Here is a 20076-nt window from a genome sequence, read left to right on the forward strand (position 1 = left end):
CTCAATAATAATATTCATTAAAAATATATTCCATATCATCGGCAAAACCATAACCACAGTATTGCGACCATTTAACACATTGCTCAGCACGTGATTTGAAAGCATTTAACAAATTGTTTTTCTTTAAAAATTCCAATGCTGTTTTGAAGTTGTTGAAGGCTCCGTTATAAAACTGTTCGGAAAAATCACCATACAAAGCTGTCAATTCACAGGCACTTTCGGGCAAATATAACATTACATCTGCCAGATACTCGGGTGATGGCTGCAAGTTTTTAAAATCGGAAATAGCCCGTTTTGCTACCGAAAATTTTTCGGTGCTCCGCATTGGATTTTCTACATTAAACTCTTTACGAATGAGTTTTTTATATTTATCTGCCAGTTCTTTTTCGTTATGAGGATTAAGATAGAATTGATAAAATTCTTTTACTGCTTTGTTCTTCTCATACAGATCTAAAATCTGTTCAATAATTTGTTCTTTAGTAAGATTCTGAAGCTCTTTCTTTAATAATGCTTTTGACATACATGTTTTTATTATACTTTTGAAATATTTCCCAAACGGTCAACATTTAATTTTATACAAAGTTCCTTCACCATAGAGCCATCCATCGAACGCTCCATTTTATTTAAAGTGGAAAACTCCGCCTTATTTACAATAGAAGTAGCAATATCTTGTCTTATAAAAAATATTTGCCCTCCTGAAAAGCTTACCACTTTATAAATTTTCTCAATAGTTTCTTTTGGTAAGTTTTTAAAATCAATGTTATTTTTATTTTCAATTTCGTCCCCTGAAGGAATATACACCAAATCATTAGGGCAAAGGTAAAAATCATTTGCTCCTTTTAAATCAACCGCAGGTAATCCCTGCTTTTGCCTTTCTATAACAATATTTAAAGGAATAGTTTCATAACTTCTCTTTCCGTTTTTATCTTCATACACCGCAAAAAACAAATTGGTTCCTTTTGCCGCTTCTACATACTTAGCTTTTTTATTTCCTGTTTGCCCTACCTGAAATTTACTTCCCAATTCAAACACTCTTACTTTATTAATAGGCTGATGTGGTTTCCCATCATTGTACTTCTCAATATTTTTGTTGAGGTCTTCTATTCCTTCGGGCGAAAATGCAAGTTCCGGACTACCCTTGAATTCCAGATAATTTCTAAGAATTTTCTGGATTCCCGTGTCTGTAATAGAATGTATTGATTTTAAATCAAAAGAGGTATCAATACTTTTTCTCGTTGCAGTCAGCATTTTTCCTTTAGGAACTTTTATCCAAGGTAAATCTACTTTACCAGAAACTGTATCTTTATGCATTGGCTTTCTTATCGCCCAATTTGTCCCAGTCTGCTCTACTCTTTCCTTTATTTTTACACCGTCTTTCTCTACATATTTTTCATAATAATTTGTAGCCTTATTGATAACTCTAAGATTTTGCTTAAAGCTTACAATTATTTTCTCTAAAGAATTTTTAGCTTCAACTGTAAAATTTTTCCAAGGCTTCAAAAACTGTTTCGGAATCTCTTTTTCGATTTTCTCACCTGTCTGAGTATGAATATAGCTAACCTTCTCAAACTTCATCAGTTTCTTCTTCAAATCGTAACGTTTAGTCTCCGATTTTGCAGACTGATTATTAAGCAAATTCACGTGGTCTTTCGTTGCGCAAGCTATAACTAAAGCATCCAGGGCATGATGACGATGGTCTATTCTTTTCTTGGAGAAACCTTTTGAATCCTCAATAGGAACAGTTGGTAAAAATTTTCGATGATTTTCATTCCAAGTAGTGAATTTTTCAGAATTTGTCAATTGATTCATTCTTTCAAAACGAGGTAAAATCAAATCATTCCAGACATCATTCAGTCCCCAATCCTGTTTCAGCTGTGTTGTAATTTTTCCGTTTCCGGGAACGATGTTTTTAGAATTTACACCTTCATCCGTTCCATCTTCTGCACGAACAATATTAGAAAGCACACCGGAAATATATTTACTGATATGACGTGTATCATTTAGCTGGCGTTCAATCATTTTTTCAGGAATATCCTCTAATAAAAGTTTATTTTTTTTGCTTCGATTATTGGCATAATGTTTTTTTACAAAGTCCTCATATTCATCAACTTCAAATATTTTGATTTTATCGGAAACTTTATAACCGTGAAACTGTTTGATAAATCCAAGCCCGATATAATTATCCTTCAATTTGTTAACCGCAGATTCACAAATGATTTTATTGCTGAAACTATCGTCGAAATACCGGCTTTGCGGAATGATGTGTTCAATTTCATATTCAGGTGTAAACAGTTTATTTAAAGGAATTACCTGCCCGGTGTACGGCGATTTGTATTTCTGTTCAAGCCAAAGTTTGTACCGTTTTAAATCTGAAGAAGAAGGCTGTGCGGTTTTACTGATTTTTAAAATATCATCATCAATCTGTATGTCAGAATTTAAGACACCATCTTCATAGATTTTCAGAATTTCCTGTTGCATTGGCGAAAACGGACGGACATTTTCCACCGAATGGTCATTCATCATTTCAGCCAATAAAGCTTTGATACGGAGGTTGGTATTTTCGTTTTCAGAAATCTGATTCGTTAATTTTTTTCTCTCGTCTGCGGGAAGCTTCATTTCTCTTCCTAACTCGATATGAATTTCATTAAAGAAATCTTTGGCTCCGTTTCCGTATTTCAGCCAAATATCTTTTACAACCCGTAAAGTTTCAGTAATGACCTGTTCCACAATTGGATTACGAAGTGAATGCTGTTTAAAATCTTTTAAAAAGCTTTCCAGGTCATCTACAGAATTCCACTTCCCACTCATTGAAGCTTCTGAATGTCTTCCGTAAACAATATATTGAGCAAGCCACAATTGTAGTCCCTGAAAATCATTTTCAGTAGTAAGATGAACTGCTTTTTCTCTTACTCTATCTTTGATGTTTTCGTCATACTCGCCATTGATGATTTTCTGAATTCTGTCTTTTGATTTTTTATCGATATCGGCATAATTCCAATAATTTCCCAATCGCATCAGAGGCAACAGTTTCTTAATCGCTTTCTCAGAAAAAGAACCATATTCACTTTTGAAAGGTGGAAATTTTCTAAATGCTTCAAAGAAAGAAACCTCATCCAAATTGTTTTTATTAGCAAAAGATTTTAAAGCTTTTTCATATTCAACTTTATCATTGACAGAATAGATGATGTGCCAAATCTTTTGCTCGATTTCTCTCGTCAAGAAATCATCAGAAATATTTTCGACCTTATCTAATCTCGAAGAAATCATCGTTTTGGTTTCGTTGCAGGGATATTTTTTATCTTCCACAAAGTTCCAGCGATGCGTTTTATCATTCAGTTTAAAATGTTTGAGTAATGCTTTTTGGTCAATTTCTTTTCTGTTGTTCAAAAACTCAAAAAGGTTTTCAAAATCTTTAGTAGTGCTTAAAAATTCTTCCGTAACGTTCTCATCATAATCTTTTTTGTAAATATTGAGATTAAACATCCATTGCCAAATTCTGAATTCCTGGTAAAAAGGATTGGATTTCGGAATCGCTTTTAAATATTGTATATGCTCTGCTCCATTTTCATCTTTGTATTTTCTGAATTCCAAAGTACAGTTTGAAATAGAAGATTTCTGGCTTCTCAATGGTCTTTGGTAGAAAATAATATCCTCCATCAAAAGATGAACGAAATCTTTTTTGCTAAGCGTTAATTGATGCGCTTCATTATTTCGGTACAATTCACGAACACAATCACTATATAAATCATCGTTTTGTAATTCGGGATGAAATTCTTTTTGCTTTTCTAAAATTTGCTTTAGCTCGTCTTTATAGAATTTTCTTTCAATCGTACGAACCAGTTTTCCTTTGATTTTTTGTTTCGGATTTTGAAGAAGCGTTTCGTAAATGTAGGTTCCGACAGTTTTATGTGATTGGTCTATTTCCTGTTCGGTTTTAGTCTTGATAGCAATCCAATCCTTCTCAGAATCAACAGCTTTAAAAGTTCTTTTTATATCACCGTTTTTCAGGAATGATTCAGTAACAATAAATTCTTTTACACGTTCTATCCAATCTTCTGTTTTTACAATTTGTTTATCATATTTCCAACCATTTTCGAAATAGACATCATATAATATTTTACCTTTTATATTTTCTCCTGAATCTATAATCTTATCAACTTTTAAGCGTACGAATGTTTTATCTTTCTCTTCTTCAAAATCTTCTCCACGCAACTGATAATAACCACGTTTCTGATTAAAGTTCAAAAGAATCCAAGCCAATTCCTGTTTCTCTATTTTTTGAGAAAGTGCTTTTTTGCGGAGATAATAAATCGTCCAGTCGTAAGGTATTTTTTTATCATTTTCTAAAAGCTTTGGCTGATGATTTTTAAAATCAGAAAGCATTTCTTCAAATGAATTTTTAAAAATAAATCCAGTGTTATTATATGCTAACTTAGGCTCTGTTTCTTCTTTAAACTTTCCAAATCGTTTTCCGAAATCAATCTGTGAAGCATAATGTTCAGGAAGAAAGTTCAAAATATTAAGAACCCTATGAAGTCTTTCCCTCCTCAAAAGAAATCGTTCACGAAGTCTCCTAACACTCCTATAATTCGTTCTTGTAGCTGTTTGTGAAACAGAATTTCCTTTACCAAATTCTCCAAGAATATCCTGGGACATGGGAATAATTCTACTTCCCATTCCAAGAATCTTACCTTCTCTTTTATCGAAATCCTGATTGATTAATGCCCAACCAATCGAGTTTGTTCCCAAGTCCAATCCAAGTATATTTTTAGTCATAATCTATTAGTTTTTAGAAATTGTATAAAAATAAACAGAAAAAAAATAAATATTTTACGGAAAACCATAAAACGGATAAAAAAATAATTTTTAGATTTGTAACCGAAAGCAATTCACAATAAGGATTATTCCGTTGTGAAAACATTTGGGTTGCCTCTTGTCCATAATCAGGGGGCATTTTTATTTTCCAAATGTTTCACGAATTCAATAATAACAATTTAAAATGATGAGATAAAACATCTAAGGCGGGGCAACTCGCCTTCTTTTATTTAAGATCTTTTCAATTTACCATATAAAAAAAGCCACCTTAAAAAGGCAGCTTCCATGATTTTATATCTAACAATATTATTTTTTCGCTTTTACATCAACAGCGATTTCGATGTCTTTGCTGATCATCCATTCTGCAGGATCGGCTTCGGAAGTACCGAACTTGATTCCCCAATCAGCTCTGTTCACCGTAAATTTAGCCTGGATAGACGCTGAAGTATCCGTTACATCCACTTTCGCAGGGAATGTTACATTCATTGTTTTTCCTGACAACATAAGGTTACCACTCACCGTTTTATTGGCTCCGGCAATAGCATCAGCAGGTGCTTGTTTAAGATCTGTTACACTCGTGATTTTAAATTCTGAAGTCGGATTTTTTGCGGTATCGAAGAAATCAGGAGTTTTAAGGTGTGCCTCAAGATCTCCAGGTTTTTTATCTTTCTCTGTTACCGAAGCAGGATCTACTTTAAGAGAGTTCATATCAATAACGAAATTTCCTGCTGCTACATTTCCGTTTTCTACGCTAAGATCACCTGACTTTACCATTAAAGTTCCCCAACGAGGAGCCATTCCTCCTTTATGGAAAGCTTTCCAGTTTACCACAGACGTTGCTGTATCTACAGCCAATACTTCTCCTTTACTTTCCGCAACTTTCTGCTCTGTAGATGTTGCTGCATTTTCAGCAGTTTTTTCTTTGTTACACGACGCGGCAAGAAGTCCTACTCCTATCAATGCAATGACACTCAATTTTTTCATATTATCTAATTGTTTTAAAAGTTTATTATGATGAACAGCTGAAGTTTTTCAGCATATTTAATAGCTCCTAATTTATGATATCCAAAAATAGAGAACCTGACCCATTGGACCTCTTATCATACATCAATAAATTTAATTTCATTGAATATTTTCCGGATAAAAAGCTAAAATATAAAAAAGTTGCCGAATGCAGAATACTTTACCAAGATTAAAAATGATTATTTTAGCCGCTTAAATTTTACAATGAACGCCACACGCTATATCCATCAGGCTCTAGATATTTCAGAAAAAAGCATCTCCTCTACCCTTCAGCTTCTTGCCGAAGACTGCACCATTCCTTTTATTTCCCGTTACCGTAAAGATACAACAGGAAATCTCGACGAGACACAGATCGAGCAGATCTCAAAAATCAATAAGCAGTTTGAAGAAATTGTTAAAAGAAAGGAAACGATTCTAAAGTCAATAGAAGAGCAAAATGCCCTTTCCTCCGAATTAAAGCAACGAATTGAAGAAAGCTATGATCTGCAGGAGCTTGAAGATTTGTATCTGCCTTTTAAAAAAAGAAAAAAAACAAAAGCGGATGCTGCCAAAGAAAAAGGACTGGAACCTTTAGCCAAAATAATCATGAGCCAGAAAGCCCAGGAACTATCTTTTTTAGCTTCAAAATACCTCAACGATCAGGTAAACACTGAAGAGGAAGCTCTTCAGGGAGCAAGAGATATTATGGCCGAATGGATCAATGAAAATATGTATGTCCGTAAGAATCTCAGGAGAATGTTCCAAAGGAAAGCAGTGATCACTTCAAAAGTGGTAAAAGCGAAAAAGGATGAAGAAGAAGCCCAGAAATTCTCACAGTATTTCGAATGGGAAGAAAGCCTGAACAGAACACCTTCTCACCGTTTACTGGCCATGCTGAGGGCTGAAGCGGAAGGTTTCGTCAAGACCAATATCGGGATTGACAAAGATGAAGCCATCGAATTTATTGAAAATGCCATTATTAAATCCAATAACGAAACAGCCGGACAGATTTCCCTGGCCATAAAAGACAGCTACAAAAGATTATTGGAACCTGCCATTTCCAATGAAACCCTGCAGGAAGCCAAAGAAAAAGCAGATAAAAAAGCCATCGAAATCTTTTCTGAAAACCTTACCCAGCTGCTTTTAGCACCTCCTCTCGGAGAGAAAAGAATTCTGGCAATTGATCCCGGCTATAAAAGTGGCTGCAAAGTCGTTTGCCTCGACGAAAAAGGTGATCTTCTGCATAATGAGACTATCTATCCGCATGCCCCACAGAATGAATCCGGGATGGCGATGAAGAAAATCCGCTCTATGGTAAATGCTTATCACATTGAGGCCATCTCTATCGGAAACGGAACAGCAAGCCGCGAAACCGAATTTTTCATTAAAAAAATAGCATTTGATAAACCGCTGCAGGTATTTGTCGTTTCTGAAGCCGGCGCCTCGGTGTATTCTGCCAGCAAAATTGCGAGAGAAGAATTTCCAACGTATGACGTAACCGTTCGTGGAGCGGTTTCTATCGGACGGAGATTATCAGATCCTTTAGCAGAGCTTGTTAAGATCGATCCGAAATCCATTGGTGTCGGACAATACCAGCATGATGTAGACCAGACCCAGTTAAAGAATGAGCTGGATTCTACGGTGATGAAATGTGTAAATTCTGTCGGAATCAACCTGAATACCGCCAGCAAATCACTATTAAGCTATGTTTCGGGTATTGGCGAAAAAATGGCAGAAAATATTGTGAATTACCGTTCAGAAAACGGGGCTTTTGAAGACAGGAAACAGTTGAAAAAAGTTCCAAGGTTGGGTGAAAAGGCCTTTCAGCAGGCTGCCGCTTTCGTGAGAATCAGCAATCCGAAAAATCCGCTGGATAATTCTGCCGTGCACCCCGAAGCCTACGTAATTGTGGAAAAAATGGCGAAAGATCTGAAAATAACGACTCCTGAGCTCATCGCCAGCAAAGAGAAGATTTCTCAGATCGACCCTGAAAAATACATCACAGAAGATATCGGAATATTAGGAATTAAAGATATTTTAAAAGAGCTTGAAAAACCGGGATTGGATCCAAGAAAAGCAGCCAAAGTTTTTGAATTTGATCCCAATGTGAAAAAAATCACGGACCTTAAGATCGGCATGATCCTTCCCGGAATCGTCAATAATATCACCGCTTTCGGATGTTTTGTAGATTTAGGCATTAAAGAAAGCGGACTCGTACATATTTCCCAGCTGAAAGACGGTTTTGTTTCGGATGTAAACGAAGTGGTAAAGCTTCACCAGCACGTGCAGGTAAAAGTTACGGATGTGGATGAGGCCAGAAAAAGGATACAGCTGAGCATGATTCTGTAATCCATTAAAGATTTAACTAAAAAAGACAGCCGATAACAATAAATATTACCGGCTGTCTTTATTTAAAGTTCTGAAGGATAGCGTATCGCTGTATCGATCTCTATAGGATTATTGTACTTCCGGATCGATTCCTTTAACCTTTCATTTATTTCCCGGCTGTTGTTTTCGCCGACAAGAGTACCGTCGTTCAGATAATATTCTTCATTTGATCTTGTAGCCCCTGCAGAATTCCTCAGATAATTTACCGGGGATGCATAATATTTTAATTTGGCTTCCTTGTATTTTTCATCATTAACCATTACACTTCTGCTTTCCATATACTGAATAAACTGGTTCACATATGGTTTTGACAGTTTCTGGTTCTTAACCAATTCAAAATGATAATCGTTTTTATCATCATAAAGCTCCACGATCAGTCCCGGAAGGCCATGAAATTTATGCGGTCCTTCCTGAAAAGGTATTTCCGGACTGAACCAGGCAATCCAGTTTCTTCCGCCCCAGCTGGTAACAGCTTTCTGAACAGAGAGTTCTTTTATCTGCTTTTTTTCACCAGTCAGCTTCCAGTTTTGGACAGCCTTTGCGACACGCTTAAGAACAACACTTTCCAGAACATCATAATCATTATAAGTACTGCTGCCCTGCTGATGGGAAATAATACCTGAAGTATTGAATTGCATATCCTTTCCAAATGGAATATTATTGGTAATCAGAGAATCACCGACGTAAAAATCCCGGGGATAATATTTAACCTCTTTCTGATCAATATCCAGATGGTAATTTTCTTTGGTCATCAGGTTCTGGGTAGAATCTTTCCTGTACTGCACATCGTAAATAAAACGGTGAGACTGTGCTTTAATTCCCAGACAGCCTGCGATCCATATAGAGATAAGGATGATTTTCATTCGTGAAATTTTATGTAAATGATAATTAATTTTCGTTAAGAAAAGCCTGCTCTTCCCGTGAGAGCAGTATCCCGGATTCTTTATCTTCTTTTACCGGAATGTTTTCCCAGATGCTTTTGGTGAAATCAATTCTGGGTTCAATCCCTTTTTTATCAGATGCTGAAAAAGTATGATAAATGGTTTCCGAGGTAGATTTTCGTTCTTCCTCCTTACCGTCATACCTGATGAAGAATTTATCCGACACTGTTTTCTTTAAGGCAGGAAGGTATTTTCCGTCTTTTTTATAAAAATCGTAAATGAGCTGCACATCACCAAATTGAAATTCATATTCTTTCCCTTCAGTATTTTTTCTTTTGTAAGGGGCTAATCCTGTCTGCTGGTGAAGGGCCTCAAAATATGTAATCACCTTGTCTGCCTTGTTATAATGCATTTCTCCTTCTATGTTGATACCGCTCTCTGTTTTGATCCGAATGCTTATTAGTTGCTCCTCGCCATCGTCAGAAAGAAGCCGTGCGGAAAACTTTGTGTTTTTCGTATTCATGGTCACCAGAAGTCTGTAGATCTCAAAGCTGAAAAAATAATCTCCCATTTCGGCATGGGAAAATTCATTGGTTTTAGCATTAAAAACTGTTTTGCTGTTGCTCTTCAGATACTTCACATTATTCAGTTGCATCTGTAGAATATCATCATATTTTTTGCGGAAGCCGTCCCTGAAATTATATGCATTGCTCTTGCTCCATAGCTTGGCATCGGCAATGACCAGAAAGTAGAGTTTGTCATTACTGAAGCTTTTAGCCTTATACGTAACATCATATAGTGACGGTTGGTCGTAGTATCTTTTATGGTAGTTTTTTTGAATATCTTCAAATAGTTTCTTAAGATCCACATCCACTATTTTCACTTCTTGAATATCAATAACAGCAGGCTGTAAGGAAATGATATTCTGGTAAGAATTGGCCTTAAAGGTCTTGTATCCTGCCGCTGATACATCAAAACCTTTCGCTGCTGCGTCTAACGGTGCATAGCCGTCTTCATTGGTATACACCAGCTGATCTGCAAGGATAATTCTCGCTCCACTAACGGGCTTTTGAGTTTCGGCGTCAAGAATCTGTATTTTCTGTGAATACGTTAAAATCGAAAAAAATAAGGAAAGAATAAGAATCTGTTTCATACATGGTATTAATTGCGGCAAATATAAAAGGAAACCGCATACAATTCAACAGACTTAGAATTATTTTAATAGTATTTAACCTTTTAAAATACTTTTTTGTGATATCACCGTCAGATCCTAAGAAAAATTTAACAGTTGGTGTAAAAAACAAAGCCGGCTCACTGAGCCGGCTTCATGATTATTTTTTAGATTCTTCAACAGAAACTTTTCTGAATTCTTTGAAAAGTTTGCTAAGTTCTAAAGCTGATTTACGAGCTCTTGTTCCCGCTGCTTTGTTTCCTTTTTCTGCCTGTTGGTTTGCTTCTGTTGCAAAAGCTTCAAATTCCGCGTTGATTTTTTCAATTAATTCTTTCATTATTTTTAAAATTTAGGCTGCAAATATATGTTTTATGGCAATTCCAGCCTAATAGAGACGAAAAAATTTATATTAATTCATTAAAATTCATCCTTTCGGTTTGCTTTCCATTTATTTTTTAAAGTAAAATTTCAATTTTAATGTTTTTTATCCGTCACTCAACGATTCATTTTGCCCGTTCACCTGGAATTATCGTGTTTTTGATGGTATTTATCGTCATGCCGGTTTACACAAGAGCCATCAGGAAATGGCTATACCAATGACAGCATAATATTTTATGATACGTTTCAGCCGAAACTAATTGATTTAGGCTAAAGCCAAATGAAATTATGTAAAATTTAAACGGGCTTCAGCCCGATGAAGTTATAGCAGTTTACAATCTGCTTACGGAAATCGCAGAAAAGCTGAGCCTGAATATGCCACAGTTTAAAGAAGATCTGCAAAGCAGCAAACTTGCTGAAAAAGTAGATTCGGATTTTGAAAGCGGGGTGATAAGCGGGGTAAACGGCACTCCATCATTTTTCGTCAACGGAAAAAAATTCAATGGTGGTGCAATGGATCTGCCTGAACTGGTAAGAGAGAACGCTATTTAAATATTTTTTCAGCTTTACGAACGAAATTAAACTAGATTAATTTTTATCAGATGTAGCCTTAGTACATTTGCTAAAGAATTAAACAAAACAATTTTTTAAATCACAATATTAACAACATTAAAAATTAAACAAAATGAGTACACTTACATTAAAAGACGGAACAGAAATTTTTTACAAAGACCAGGGAGAAGGACCGGTATTGATGTTTCACCACGGATGGCCTTTATCATCAGACGATTGGGATGCGCAGGTGATTTTCTTCTTAAAAAGAGGTTACAGAGTGGTGACACATGACAGAAGAGGTCATGGAAGATCAAGTCAGAATATTTATAACCACACCATCGAACAATATGCTTCTGATGCTGCCGAATTGGTTGAGTTTTTAGATTTAAAAGACGTGATTCATATTGGTCATTCAACAGGTGGTGGAGAGGTGATCCGTTACGTAAACAAATATTCCAACGGAAGAGCAAAGAAAGCAGTACTGATCAGTGCAATTCCTCCGGTAATGGTAAAAAGCGAAACCAATCCTGATGGTGTGCCTATGGAAGTTTTCGACAATATCAGAGAACAAACGATGAACAACAGAAACCAGTTTTATTATGACCTTACGTTCCCTTTCTACGGATATAACAGAGAAGGTGCAAATATAAAAGACGGAGTCCAAAGAAACTGGTGGAGACAGGGATTAATGGGCGGTATCGTAGCGCATTATGACGGGATCAAAGCTTTCTCTGAAACAGATTTAACAGAAGATCTCAAAGCAGTAGATATTCCGGTATTGGTACTTCATGGTGAAGATGATCAGATTGTGCCTATTGAAAACTCTGCGATTAAATCTGCTAAACTATTAAAAAACGGCAAGCTGATTACCTATCCTGGTTTTCCTCACGGCATGCCGACTACGGAACATGAAACGATAAATAAAGACATCCTTGAGTTTATTCAAGACTAATTCAAATTATATTTAAATCTATTTTCTAAAAGAGTGTTTCTGATGATTCACTCTTTTTGTTTGACTTAATTAAAGTACAAAATGCCGTAATATTATGATACCATTATTTTAATTTGGTAAAATTTCTCTTATTTCGAATGGCCTGTAAGTCTTTTCAGCATTCCTTTAAAAATAATTCCATGAAAAGGCAGCACCGAGTACCAATATAACCTTCCGGAAATTCCGTGCGGACGAAAAACGGCTTTCTGCCAAAGCTTTCCTCTGTATATTTTAAACATCAGCCATGCTTCTCCGGGCAATTTCATTTCGGCAAAAAGAATTAATTTTCCTTCTTCACGGTTGGCATAGAGCACTCTCCAGAAGTCCAGCGCGTCGCCATCGTGAATGCGGTCAGGATGAGTTCGGCCGCGTCTTAAGCCTGGTCCACCCACCAAAAGATCCATAAAACCGCGTACTTTCCATAGGCTCTGCCCGTACCAGCCATTTTTTCCGCCGATGCTGAAAATTCTTTCAATACACTTTTCCCGATCATCGTAAGGTGCACTCCTCAGATCCGTAAAACATCCATAGTGAGGCACTTCCATAAAGTCTTTAAGGCTGGTATCTCTGCGGCTGCTGATAAAGCTGTCTTTCCAGCTGGAAACAATTTCATTGGCCTGAATCTTTGCTAACGTTCTTTTTAAAGCAGTTTCGTAAGAAAAAGGCTGTACTCCGGTAATTCGTTTTATTTCAGCAAGACTTTCGGGTCTGCAGATCACTTCGATCTTCATACTTCCTACCAGTGCTGTAGCCAGATTATACGACGTTGAGGTAATAAAATACAGCCAGTAGGAAGAAAGCTTCGGAGTCATTACAGGTAATGTGAAAATTTTTCTTTTCAGGTTTCTTATCCTGGCAAATTCCAAAAGCATTTCTTTGTAGGTGAGCACATCATCGCATCCTATGTCAAAACTTTGATGATAGCTTTCTTCTTTAAAGAGAACAAAGATCAGGAAATCAAGAACATTAGCAATCCCAATCGGCTGACATTTGGTATCCAGCCATCTGGGAGCTACCATGACCGGCAGCTTTTCGACAAGATCACGGATAATTTCAAAAGAGGCACTTCCCGAGCCTATGATGATTCCTGCACGGAGCACAGTAACAGGCACTTTAGATTCAATTAAAATTTTCTCTACCTGAAAACGTGAACCGAGATGCTTTGAAAGTTCTTTTTCATTAACGAGACCTGACAAATATACGATATGCTGACAATCCGTTGTTTCAATAAAATCTGTAAAATTTTCTGCACATTTCTTCTCAGAATCTTCATAATCATCTGAGTTACTCATGGAATGCATCAGGTAATAGGCGCCGGAAATATCTTTCGGAATATTCTGTAATGTTTCGGGCTTTAAAAAATCTACTTCTACCACCTCTATCAAAGATTCATCAATATCCACATTCCTGGAGAAGCGGGTTGCATCCCGGCAACAGCAGATTACTTTGTAGCCCTGTGCAGCGATTACACTTATCATTCTTTTACCAATATATCCGGTGGCTCCGGTGAGCAATATTTTTTTCATAAAAATGGATTCGATGAATTCTATTTTTTCAATCTCCGAAAATCATACCCTTTTCAGAAAATGGCCAAATATTTCTAATCCGGGCTAAATTAATGGTTAAATAAAAAATTCACTTTCAAATGATATGATTCAATTATTACAAAAACCTATTTACTATTTTTAGCAGAAAAACTATATTTTAGGTACCCATAACTCTTTATAGATACAAAAAGTTCAATATATTTGCCTTAAGATAATTCATTAATAAAAAAGGCCTAAACATCATTTCATGAAAAAACATTTTGGATTTTTACTACTTCTATTGCTCCCATTTCAAGCTTACAGTCAGCAAGATATGTCTGCTGATGAATTATTTGTAAAAGCCAGAACAGCAGCATTTGACGAAAAGGATTACACAAAATCGATTGAACTGGCAAAACAAGCTTTACAGAAAGCGCCCAATTATACAGATATTTCCGTTTTTTTAGGAAGAGTATATACCTGGAGTAAAGATACTGAGTCTGCAAGAGCGGTTTTTGAAGAACTCGGGAAAAGGGATGTTCAGGATGAAGATTATTTTATTGCCTACGCTTCGTTGGAATACTGGAATGATGATAATGCCAAGGCTGTTGAAATCGCAGATAAAGGATTGTCTTATCACCCTCAATCTGAAGCGTTATGGCTATTGAAGGCGAGAGCTTATTACTCTGATAAAAATTACACAGAATCTGAAAAGGTGATCAAAAGCCTGTTGGCCATTAATCCAAAAAATACGGAGGCCATCAGCCTGGCTGTGAAAATCAATGATCTTGCAGCTAAGAATGCCATTAGTATTACTTATAATTATTCACATTTTGATAAACAATTTGCAGATGACTGGCATATTGTAAGTGTGGGCTATAAAAGAGTAACGCCTATAGGATCGGTAATTCTGAGAGCGAACTATGCCAACAAGTTTGCCGAAAACGGCGCACAGTTTGAGCTGGAAGCTTATCCAAGATTATCGGATATGTTTTATCTGTATGTAGGAGCGGCCTATTCCAATGATGTCGGCATTTTTCCTAAATACCGTACAGGAGTTTCATTAAATGCCAATCTTCCGCACAGCTTCGAGGCGGAAATCGGTTACCGACAGCTGTATTTCAGCAATAATATCTGGATGTACACGGCTTCTGTCGGTAAATATTACAAGAATTTCTGGTTTAATATCAGAACGTATATTACCCCGGATAATAAAAATATTTCCCACTCGTATACAGGAACCATACGTTATTATACGAAAAGTGCGCAGGACTATATTGCCTTTCAGATTGGTACGGGTATCAGCCCTGAAGAATCCCGCAACAATCTTCTGGAAAACGAAACCTTTAAACTAAAAACCTTTAAAGTAGGCGGCGAATACAATTTCTCAGTTAAGAAAAATCTTTTCTCAGTGGGAACCATGTATTACAATCAGGAATACCGTCCTAATGAAAAAGGCAATCAGTTTGATATTACTTTAGGATACACCAGAAAGTTTTAATTCATTTACTTTGCTGCTTTTTTCATGAAATTGCTGTATACAGAATCCGGCATTATTTTCTGGGTCTGATAAAATTTAGAATTCATTCTTTTAAACTGATCAAAGCGTCCGTTTACTTTTTTCGCGATATCAGGATTGTCATAGCTATCTTCTTCAAGATTGTTGAGAATGAAAAGCTTTCCGTCGTGGGTATAGTACTTTTCTGAGACAAAATCGTTGAGAAGAGTTTTACTCTGCATAATAGGATAATTCCCCTTATGAATGTCCGCATCCTGTGTAAATCCTTTTCCGATCCAGGTCACTGTAGAAGGTGTCCGCAGACTGTAATTTTTGCGATAATATGCTAAAATGGATGGAGCCACATCAAAATGACTCACCGTTTTCTGGAATCTTTTTGGCGCTTTCAGCAATGGTGAATAAATCATCATTGGTACGTGGAAACGGTCTATTTTAGCCTGAATAAGAATTTCCGGCATACTGTGATCTCCGGTAACAAAGAAGATGGTTTTTGCAAAATCCGGTCTTTTACGGTAGTTTTCGAAGAACTTCTTCAGGGCATCATCTGCATTGAGAACTGAAATAAGCTGATCTTTATACTCTCCTGCCCATTTTTTCTGATCCTGGGTCAAAAGATTTGATTTCATCTTTTCATTATACATTTTTTCATAATAATCTTTGTTATTAATCAAAAATGGATTGTGGGTAGAAAGCGTAAGAATCATATTGAAATAGGGTCTGGCCTGAACTTTCTGCGAAGCAAGCACTTTACTGAAAACCGCCTGGTCTTCATATCCCCAACTTTCACCGGTACTGCTCGCAGGAAGCCTGCGATAAGGACTGCCATAGGATGCCAGATCTACAATATTATTGACTTTGCTGTACTCAAGATACTCTCTGTAACGGTCAAAGGATAAATTACCTCCATAATAAAATCCTGTTTCAAAACCGTTTGACTTAAGAATATTAAAAAGATTAAAATGATCAGGTGTCTTTTCTATTTCCAGGAATCCGTTTTTACCAAATGGCAGAGATCCTGTAAGTGATGGTAAAGCTGCAAAAGTTCGTCCTGCCGTGCTTAAGCCATTCTCCCAATACAAACTTTGGCGTGAAAGAGAATCAAGGAAAGGTGTAAAATTACCAATATATCCCTTTGGAGAAGTGTAGGCATGACCAAAACCTTCCAGCACAACAAAAACCAGATTCGGAACTTCTTCAGATTTATTTAAATACTGACCCAGAAAATCCTGAGTGTCTTCTTTTCTCCAGAAAGGAAATGCTTCATTCAGCATATTTCCGCTTAGGGCAGTATCTTCGTCACCATTGATGAGTTCTGCAAGTTCGGGATGATCGCTGATAAAATTATCTTGATTGGCTTTAAAGAAGTAGGCCCATTTGCTTTTTGCTGCATTCTGGCTAAATTCGTTCGAATTATCTAATGTTTTTGAATGTAAAACATCAGACGGAATAAATAAAGCAAGCAATCCTAAAGATAAAAATGCCACTCCAGGATAAATAGATGTGAACCCAGACCTTCTTCCCGACATCCATAATGGGATAAACGACACGGCCAGCAAAATTGCCAGTAACGCATAATTTTTAAAATTAAGCATACCACTTGCCTGGAGAATCTGCTTCATTTCTGCCTTGCTGTAATAGATAAGGTCGGCGCCCAGCAGATTTCCTGTTTCTGAAAAATAAAGGAATAAAATATACTGTAAAACGACAATGAGCCCAAATACAAGTACAGCTAAACTTCTCGCCCAGCTTTCCTTGATAAAATTAATGATAAGATACAGAATTCCGAACCCGAAGATGAGCTCAAATACAAACAGAATATTACCTGTAAACAGCGAACCGACCACCGCTGATGTATCTACTTTTGTGAACGCATTTTTATACCACAGCCATTCTGCAGTGACTCCGACAAGAAAAAGAATGCTGAAAGTTGCAGCCAGCGCTCCCCACTTTTTAAGTCCATGTTTAAGAATAGCCCAGATTCTTTCTTTTAAAGGTAAATTTTTTGTATTCTGGCTAAAGCCTTGTCTCGTCATCTCTCCCCAGCCATGTGATTTCTTGAAATAATCAATAAATCCATTGACACCGGCTCTCACCACGATCGGGTGGAAATAGAACGGCTCCGAAAAAGCAGTACCTATTAAAGCAAAGAAGTCTTTTTTCTTACTGTATACCTGTCGGCTGACCATATCGACCAATATTCCATATACAGAATAGAGGAACCCTGTGGAGAGAACAAGTGCAAACAACACGAAAAAGAAAGGCCAGTTGATAATTCCTAAAATGAGGAATATAAAGAAAATGATATATCCGGAAAATTCTACCAACGGTCCCAGAAATTCGAAGAAGAACCAATACGGAAGACTTACCATACCAAGCTTCCTGTATTTTGGGTTGAACATCATCTTGCGGTGTTTCCAGAGTGTTTCTATGGTTCCGCGCATCCAGCGGTTTCTTTGCTTTTTCAGGATATCTTTCGTTTCCGGAACTTCAGTCCAGCAAAGCGGATCAGGAATGGTAATGACTTCGTAAGGCTCGTTGCGTTCCTCCATAAATTTTCTCATCCGCACAACCAGCTCCATATCTTCTCCTACGGTATTTCTGTCGTAACCGCCACATTCCAGAACAATTTTCCGGTCGAAGACTCCGAAGGCCCCCGAGATCAGAATAAGCCCTGAAGCCCGTGACCAGGCCATTCTCCCAAGTACAAAGGCCCTGATATATTCCAATGCCTGCGTTCTTCCCAATAATGTTTTAGGCATATTTACGCTCACCACCTTTCCATCCTCAATAACGCAGTTGTTGGCAAGACGGATCACACCTCCGCAAGCAATAATTTTCTTATCGGTCTGCTCAAGAAAAGGTTTGGCGAGTTTAAGAATCGCATCCTGCTCAAGAATACAGTCTACGTCAATACACACAAGGTATTCTCCGGAAGAAACGTTGATTCCTACATTCAGCGCATCTGCCTTTCCTCCGTTTTCCTTATCTACAACGATGAGTTTTCTGAAAGCCTGATTTTTACTTTTATAAATTCCTCTGATGGCATTGGTTTCTATCTTTCCCTGCACAAAATAAGATACACATTCCAGATCATATGCTTCGATGAGCTTTTGCATAGAATCATCCTTGCTTCCGTCGTTGATAATGATGATTTCAAGGTTATGATAATAAAGAGAAAGTAAGGATCTTACATTTTCAACAATGGTCATTCCTTCGTTGTATGCAGGAGCCAAAAGACTGAAAACCGGTGCATTGGGATTGGATGCAATAATGCTGTAATCCGTAAAAACATTTTCTTTTTTATAGCGTAAAACAGCACCAAAGGCGTAAATTCCTACCCAACTGTAAATAATTGCAACAGCCGCACCATATAACAAATACAGCCAAATGACAACTTCATATATAACGTGTGAAAACTCTAACATACTTTTTCCTGCAATGCGTATTTAATAATTTGAACTAATTCTTCAGATGCATCTTCATTCGTGGCAAGCTCTGATAAATATTCGCCGTGTCCTAATGCGAAAAGGGCCTGGGCCGCATTAACCTTGATTCCTGATACTGCATCATTGTCTGAAAGCTGCTGTTTAAGCATATCTGTACAGCACTGATCTTTTGATATTTTTATTACCCGCAGAATCTCGATACGAACCTCATCCGGCTGATCATAATAAATCCCCGACAGATATTCGATCATCTGAGGATTTTCGAGCGACATCAATGTCTGTACAGCTTTTACCCTGACCTCAACCGATGCGGTATTTAGCAATTCGAGCACGCTGGAATAAAAAGATAGTAACTGAAACTTTTTTATCAATTTAAGCGTAAAAATAACTACTGTATCATTGGAACTTTCCAGCCATTTTCCGATAGTAGCTTCAGAATCCGAGGGTAAGGATGAAATGGAAAGCAGAAGCCTGAGCTGCTGCCATTCGGAAATTTTGGACGAAAAATTATCTAAAAAATCCAATCCTTCAAATCCTTTGAATCTTACCATTGCGTATTGGGCTTCCTGATAGACCTGAACGGAAGGATGCGACAAAAAATAGGCAATCTGCGGAACCGATTCCTCGGCGTTCATTACGGTAAGCTCGTGTATTCCTCTGGCAATAAGATGTGTTTTTTTCTGATTGAGTTTTTTGATGGCCTCTTTCTGGAGATCATATTCTTTAAATAAATCTCTTATTTTATTTTTTGCCGCTCCCGAAAACTTTTTTTCAGAATCCACAAGTTTCTGCAGAAATAAGTTTCGGAAGGACGGTTTGCCGGCAAGTGCATTAAAATGAATATCATCAGGCAATTCATCCTCACCGTATACAATAACATCAGATATTTTTTTATTGATGATTTCCGACCAGACTGCAAAACGGGCCGATTGGTTGTATTCGATGATGTTGTAAATGAGCACAATGATTGCCAATACAACCACCAAAGACAACATGATAATAAAAATAACAAAAAGAAAATGTACTGATGTAACTAGCATTCTATCTTATTTTGACAAAAATCTTCTTACCCTTAACATCAATTCGCTGGGGCTAAACGGTTTAACAATAAAATCTGATGCTCCAAGATCAAAAGCATTAAGCACCACCTCTTCCTGCCCCATGCTTGAAAGCATAATCACAGGTACATTTTTTCCCATAGCCTGTATCGCTGAAAGAATTTCTATTCCGGAAGCAAAAGGCATCATAATATCTGTAATGGCAAGATCTACATCTTTTTCTTTTAACGTTTCGATGGCTTCTTTACCGTTTCGGGTAAGTATCACTTCATGTCCTTCCTTCAACAGTTTATGTTCTATTGTTTTGAGAATCAGTTCATCATCTTCGGCGATCAAAATTAACATA

Annotated in this window: 14 protein-coding genes; 4 read left to right on the plus strand and 10 right to left on the minus strand. The window is 37.0% G+C overall.

Going from position 1 to position 20076, the window contains the following annotated elements; all coding sequences use genetic code 11:
• Position 1: 1 nt before the first annotated feature.
• The 3 genes from AC3WV0_RS05110 to AC3WV0_RS05120 form a co-directional block, all read right to left on the minus strand.
• Positions 2-520, minus strand: a complete 519-nt coding sequence (locus AC3WV0_RS05110) for a DUF6155 family protein (RefSeq protein WP_488844538.1) — start codon at positions 518-520, stop codon at positions 2-4.
• Positions 521-531: 11 nt separating this feature from the next.
• Entirely contained in the window at positions 532-4776 is a 4245-nt protein-coding gene (gene cas9 / locus AC3WV0_RS05115) for a type II CRISPR RNA-guided endonuclease Cas9 (RefSeq protein ID WP_488844540.1), read from the minus strand.
• A 345-nt stretch (positions 4777-5121) separates the two neighbouring features.
• Positions 5122-5799 (minus strand): YceI family protein, encoded by a 678-nt coding sequence (locus AC3WV0_RS05120; RefSeq protein ID WP_488844542.1) that lies wholly within the window; start codon positions 5797-5799, stop codon positions 5122-5124.
• 243 nt (positions 5800-6042) lie between these two features.
• Here AC3WV0_RS05120 and AC3WV0_RS05125 point away from each other — a divergent pair, with 243 nt between their 5' ends.
• Complete coding sequence (locus AC3WV0_RS05125) at positions 6043-8166, plus strand: Tex family protein (RefSeq protein WP_488844544.1); 2124 nt, start codon at positions 6043-6045, stop codon at positions 8164-8166.
• Positions 8167-8228: 62 nt separating this feature from the next.
• Here AC3WV0_RS05125 and AC3WV0_RS05130 read toward each other — a convergent pair whose 3' ends face one another.
• The 3 genes from AC3WV0_RS05130 to AC3WV0_RS05140 all read right to left on the minus strand — a co-directional run bounded on the left by AC3WV0_RS05130 (position 8229) and on the right by AC3WV0_RS05140 (position 10594).
• Entirely contained in the window at positions 8229-9068 is an 840-nt protein-coding gene (locus AC3WV0_RS05130; RefSeq protein ID WP_488844546.1) for a GLPGLI family protein, read from the minus strand.
• A 25-nt stretch (positions 9069-9093) separates the two neighbouring features.
• Positions 9094-10239 carry a hypothetical protein gene (locus AC3WV0_RS05135; protein WP_488844548.1) on the minus strand — a complete coding sequence of 382 codons (1146 nt, stop codon included), beginning with the start codon at positions 10237-10239 and terminating at the stop codon, positions 9094-9096.
• A 178-nt stretch (positions 10240-10417) separates the two neighbouring features.
• Positions 10418-10594, minus strand: coding sequence for a histone H1 (locus tag AC3WV0_RS05140; protein WP_042720556.1), 177 nt, complete (start codon positions 10592-10594; stop codon positions 10418-10420).
• Positions 10595-10974: 380 nt separating this feature from the next.
• On the opposite strand from AC3WV0_RS05140, the gene AC3WV0_RS05145 reads away from it, so the two are divergent.
• A complete protein-coding gene (locus tag AC3WV0_RS05145) occupies positions 10975-11187 on the plus strand; it encodes a DsbA family protein (RefSeq protein WP_488844706.1) in 213 nt (70 codons plus the stop codon).
• A 133-nt stretch (positions 11188-11320) separates the two neighbouring features.
• On the plus strand, positions 11321-12142 hold the full coding sequence (locus tag AC3WV0_RS05150; RefSeq protein ID WP_488844550.1) for an alpha/beta fold hydrolase: 822 nt from the start codon (positions 11321-11323) through the stop codon (positions 12140-12142).
• 128 nt (positions 12143-12270) lie between these two features.
• Here AC3WV0_RS05150 and AC3WV0_RS05155 read toward each other — a convergent pair whose 3' ends face one another.
• On the minus strand, positions 12271-13707 hold the full coding sequence (locus AC3WV0_RS05155; RefSeq protein WP_488844552.1) for an SDR family oxidoreductase: 1437 nt from the start codon (positions 13705-13707) through the stop codon (positions 12271-12273).
• Positions 13708-13975: 268 nt separating this feature from the next.
• Between AC3WV0_RS05155 and AC3WV0_RS05160 the strand changes: the two genes are divergently transcribed.
• Positions 13976-15208 (plus strand): YaiO family outer membrane beta-barrel protein, encoded by a 1233-nt coding sequence (locus tag AC3WV0_RS05160; RefSeq protein ID WP_488844554.1) that lies wholly within the window; start codon positions 13976-13978, stop codon positions 15206-15208.
• A 5-nt stretch (positions 15209-15213) separates the two neighbouring features.
• Here the strand turns inward: AC3WV0_RS05160 and AC3WV0_RS05165 are convergent, their stop codons facing one another.
• Genes AC3WV0_RS05165 through AC3WV0_RS05175 form a run of 3 tightly spaced genes read right to left on the minus strand, consistent with a single transcriptional unit; the run spans position 15214 to position 20075 of the window.
• Positions 15214-18651, minus strand: a complete 3438-nt coding sequence (locus tag AC3WV0_RS05165; protein WP_488844556.1) for a sulfatase-like hydrolase/transferase — start codon at positions 18649-18651, stop codon at positions 15214-15216.
• Positions 18645-19712, minus strand: a complete 1068-nt coding sequence (locus AC3WV0_RS05170; protein WP_488844558.1) for a HEAT repeat domain-containing protein — start codon at positions 19710-19712, stop codon at positions 18645-18647. Before AC3WV0_RS05170 ends, AC3WV0_RS05165 begins: the two co-directional genes overlap by 7 nt.
• A gap of 6 nt (positions 19713-19718) precedes the next feature.
• Positions 19719-20075: a response regulator transcription factor gene (locus AC3WV0_RS05175; protein WP_090001070.1), complete on the minus strand. Its 357-nt coding sequence runs from the start codon at positions 20073-20075 to the stop codon at positions 19719-19721.
• Between the last annotated feature and the right edge of the window lies 1 nt (position 20076).

This window comes from Chryseobacterium sp. 27AL, assembly GCF_057815395.1.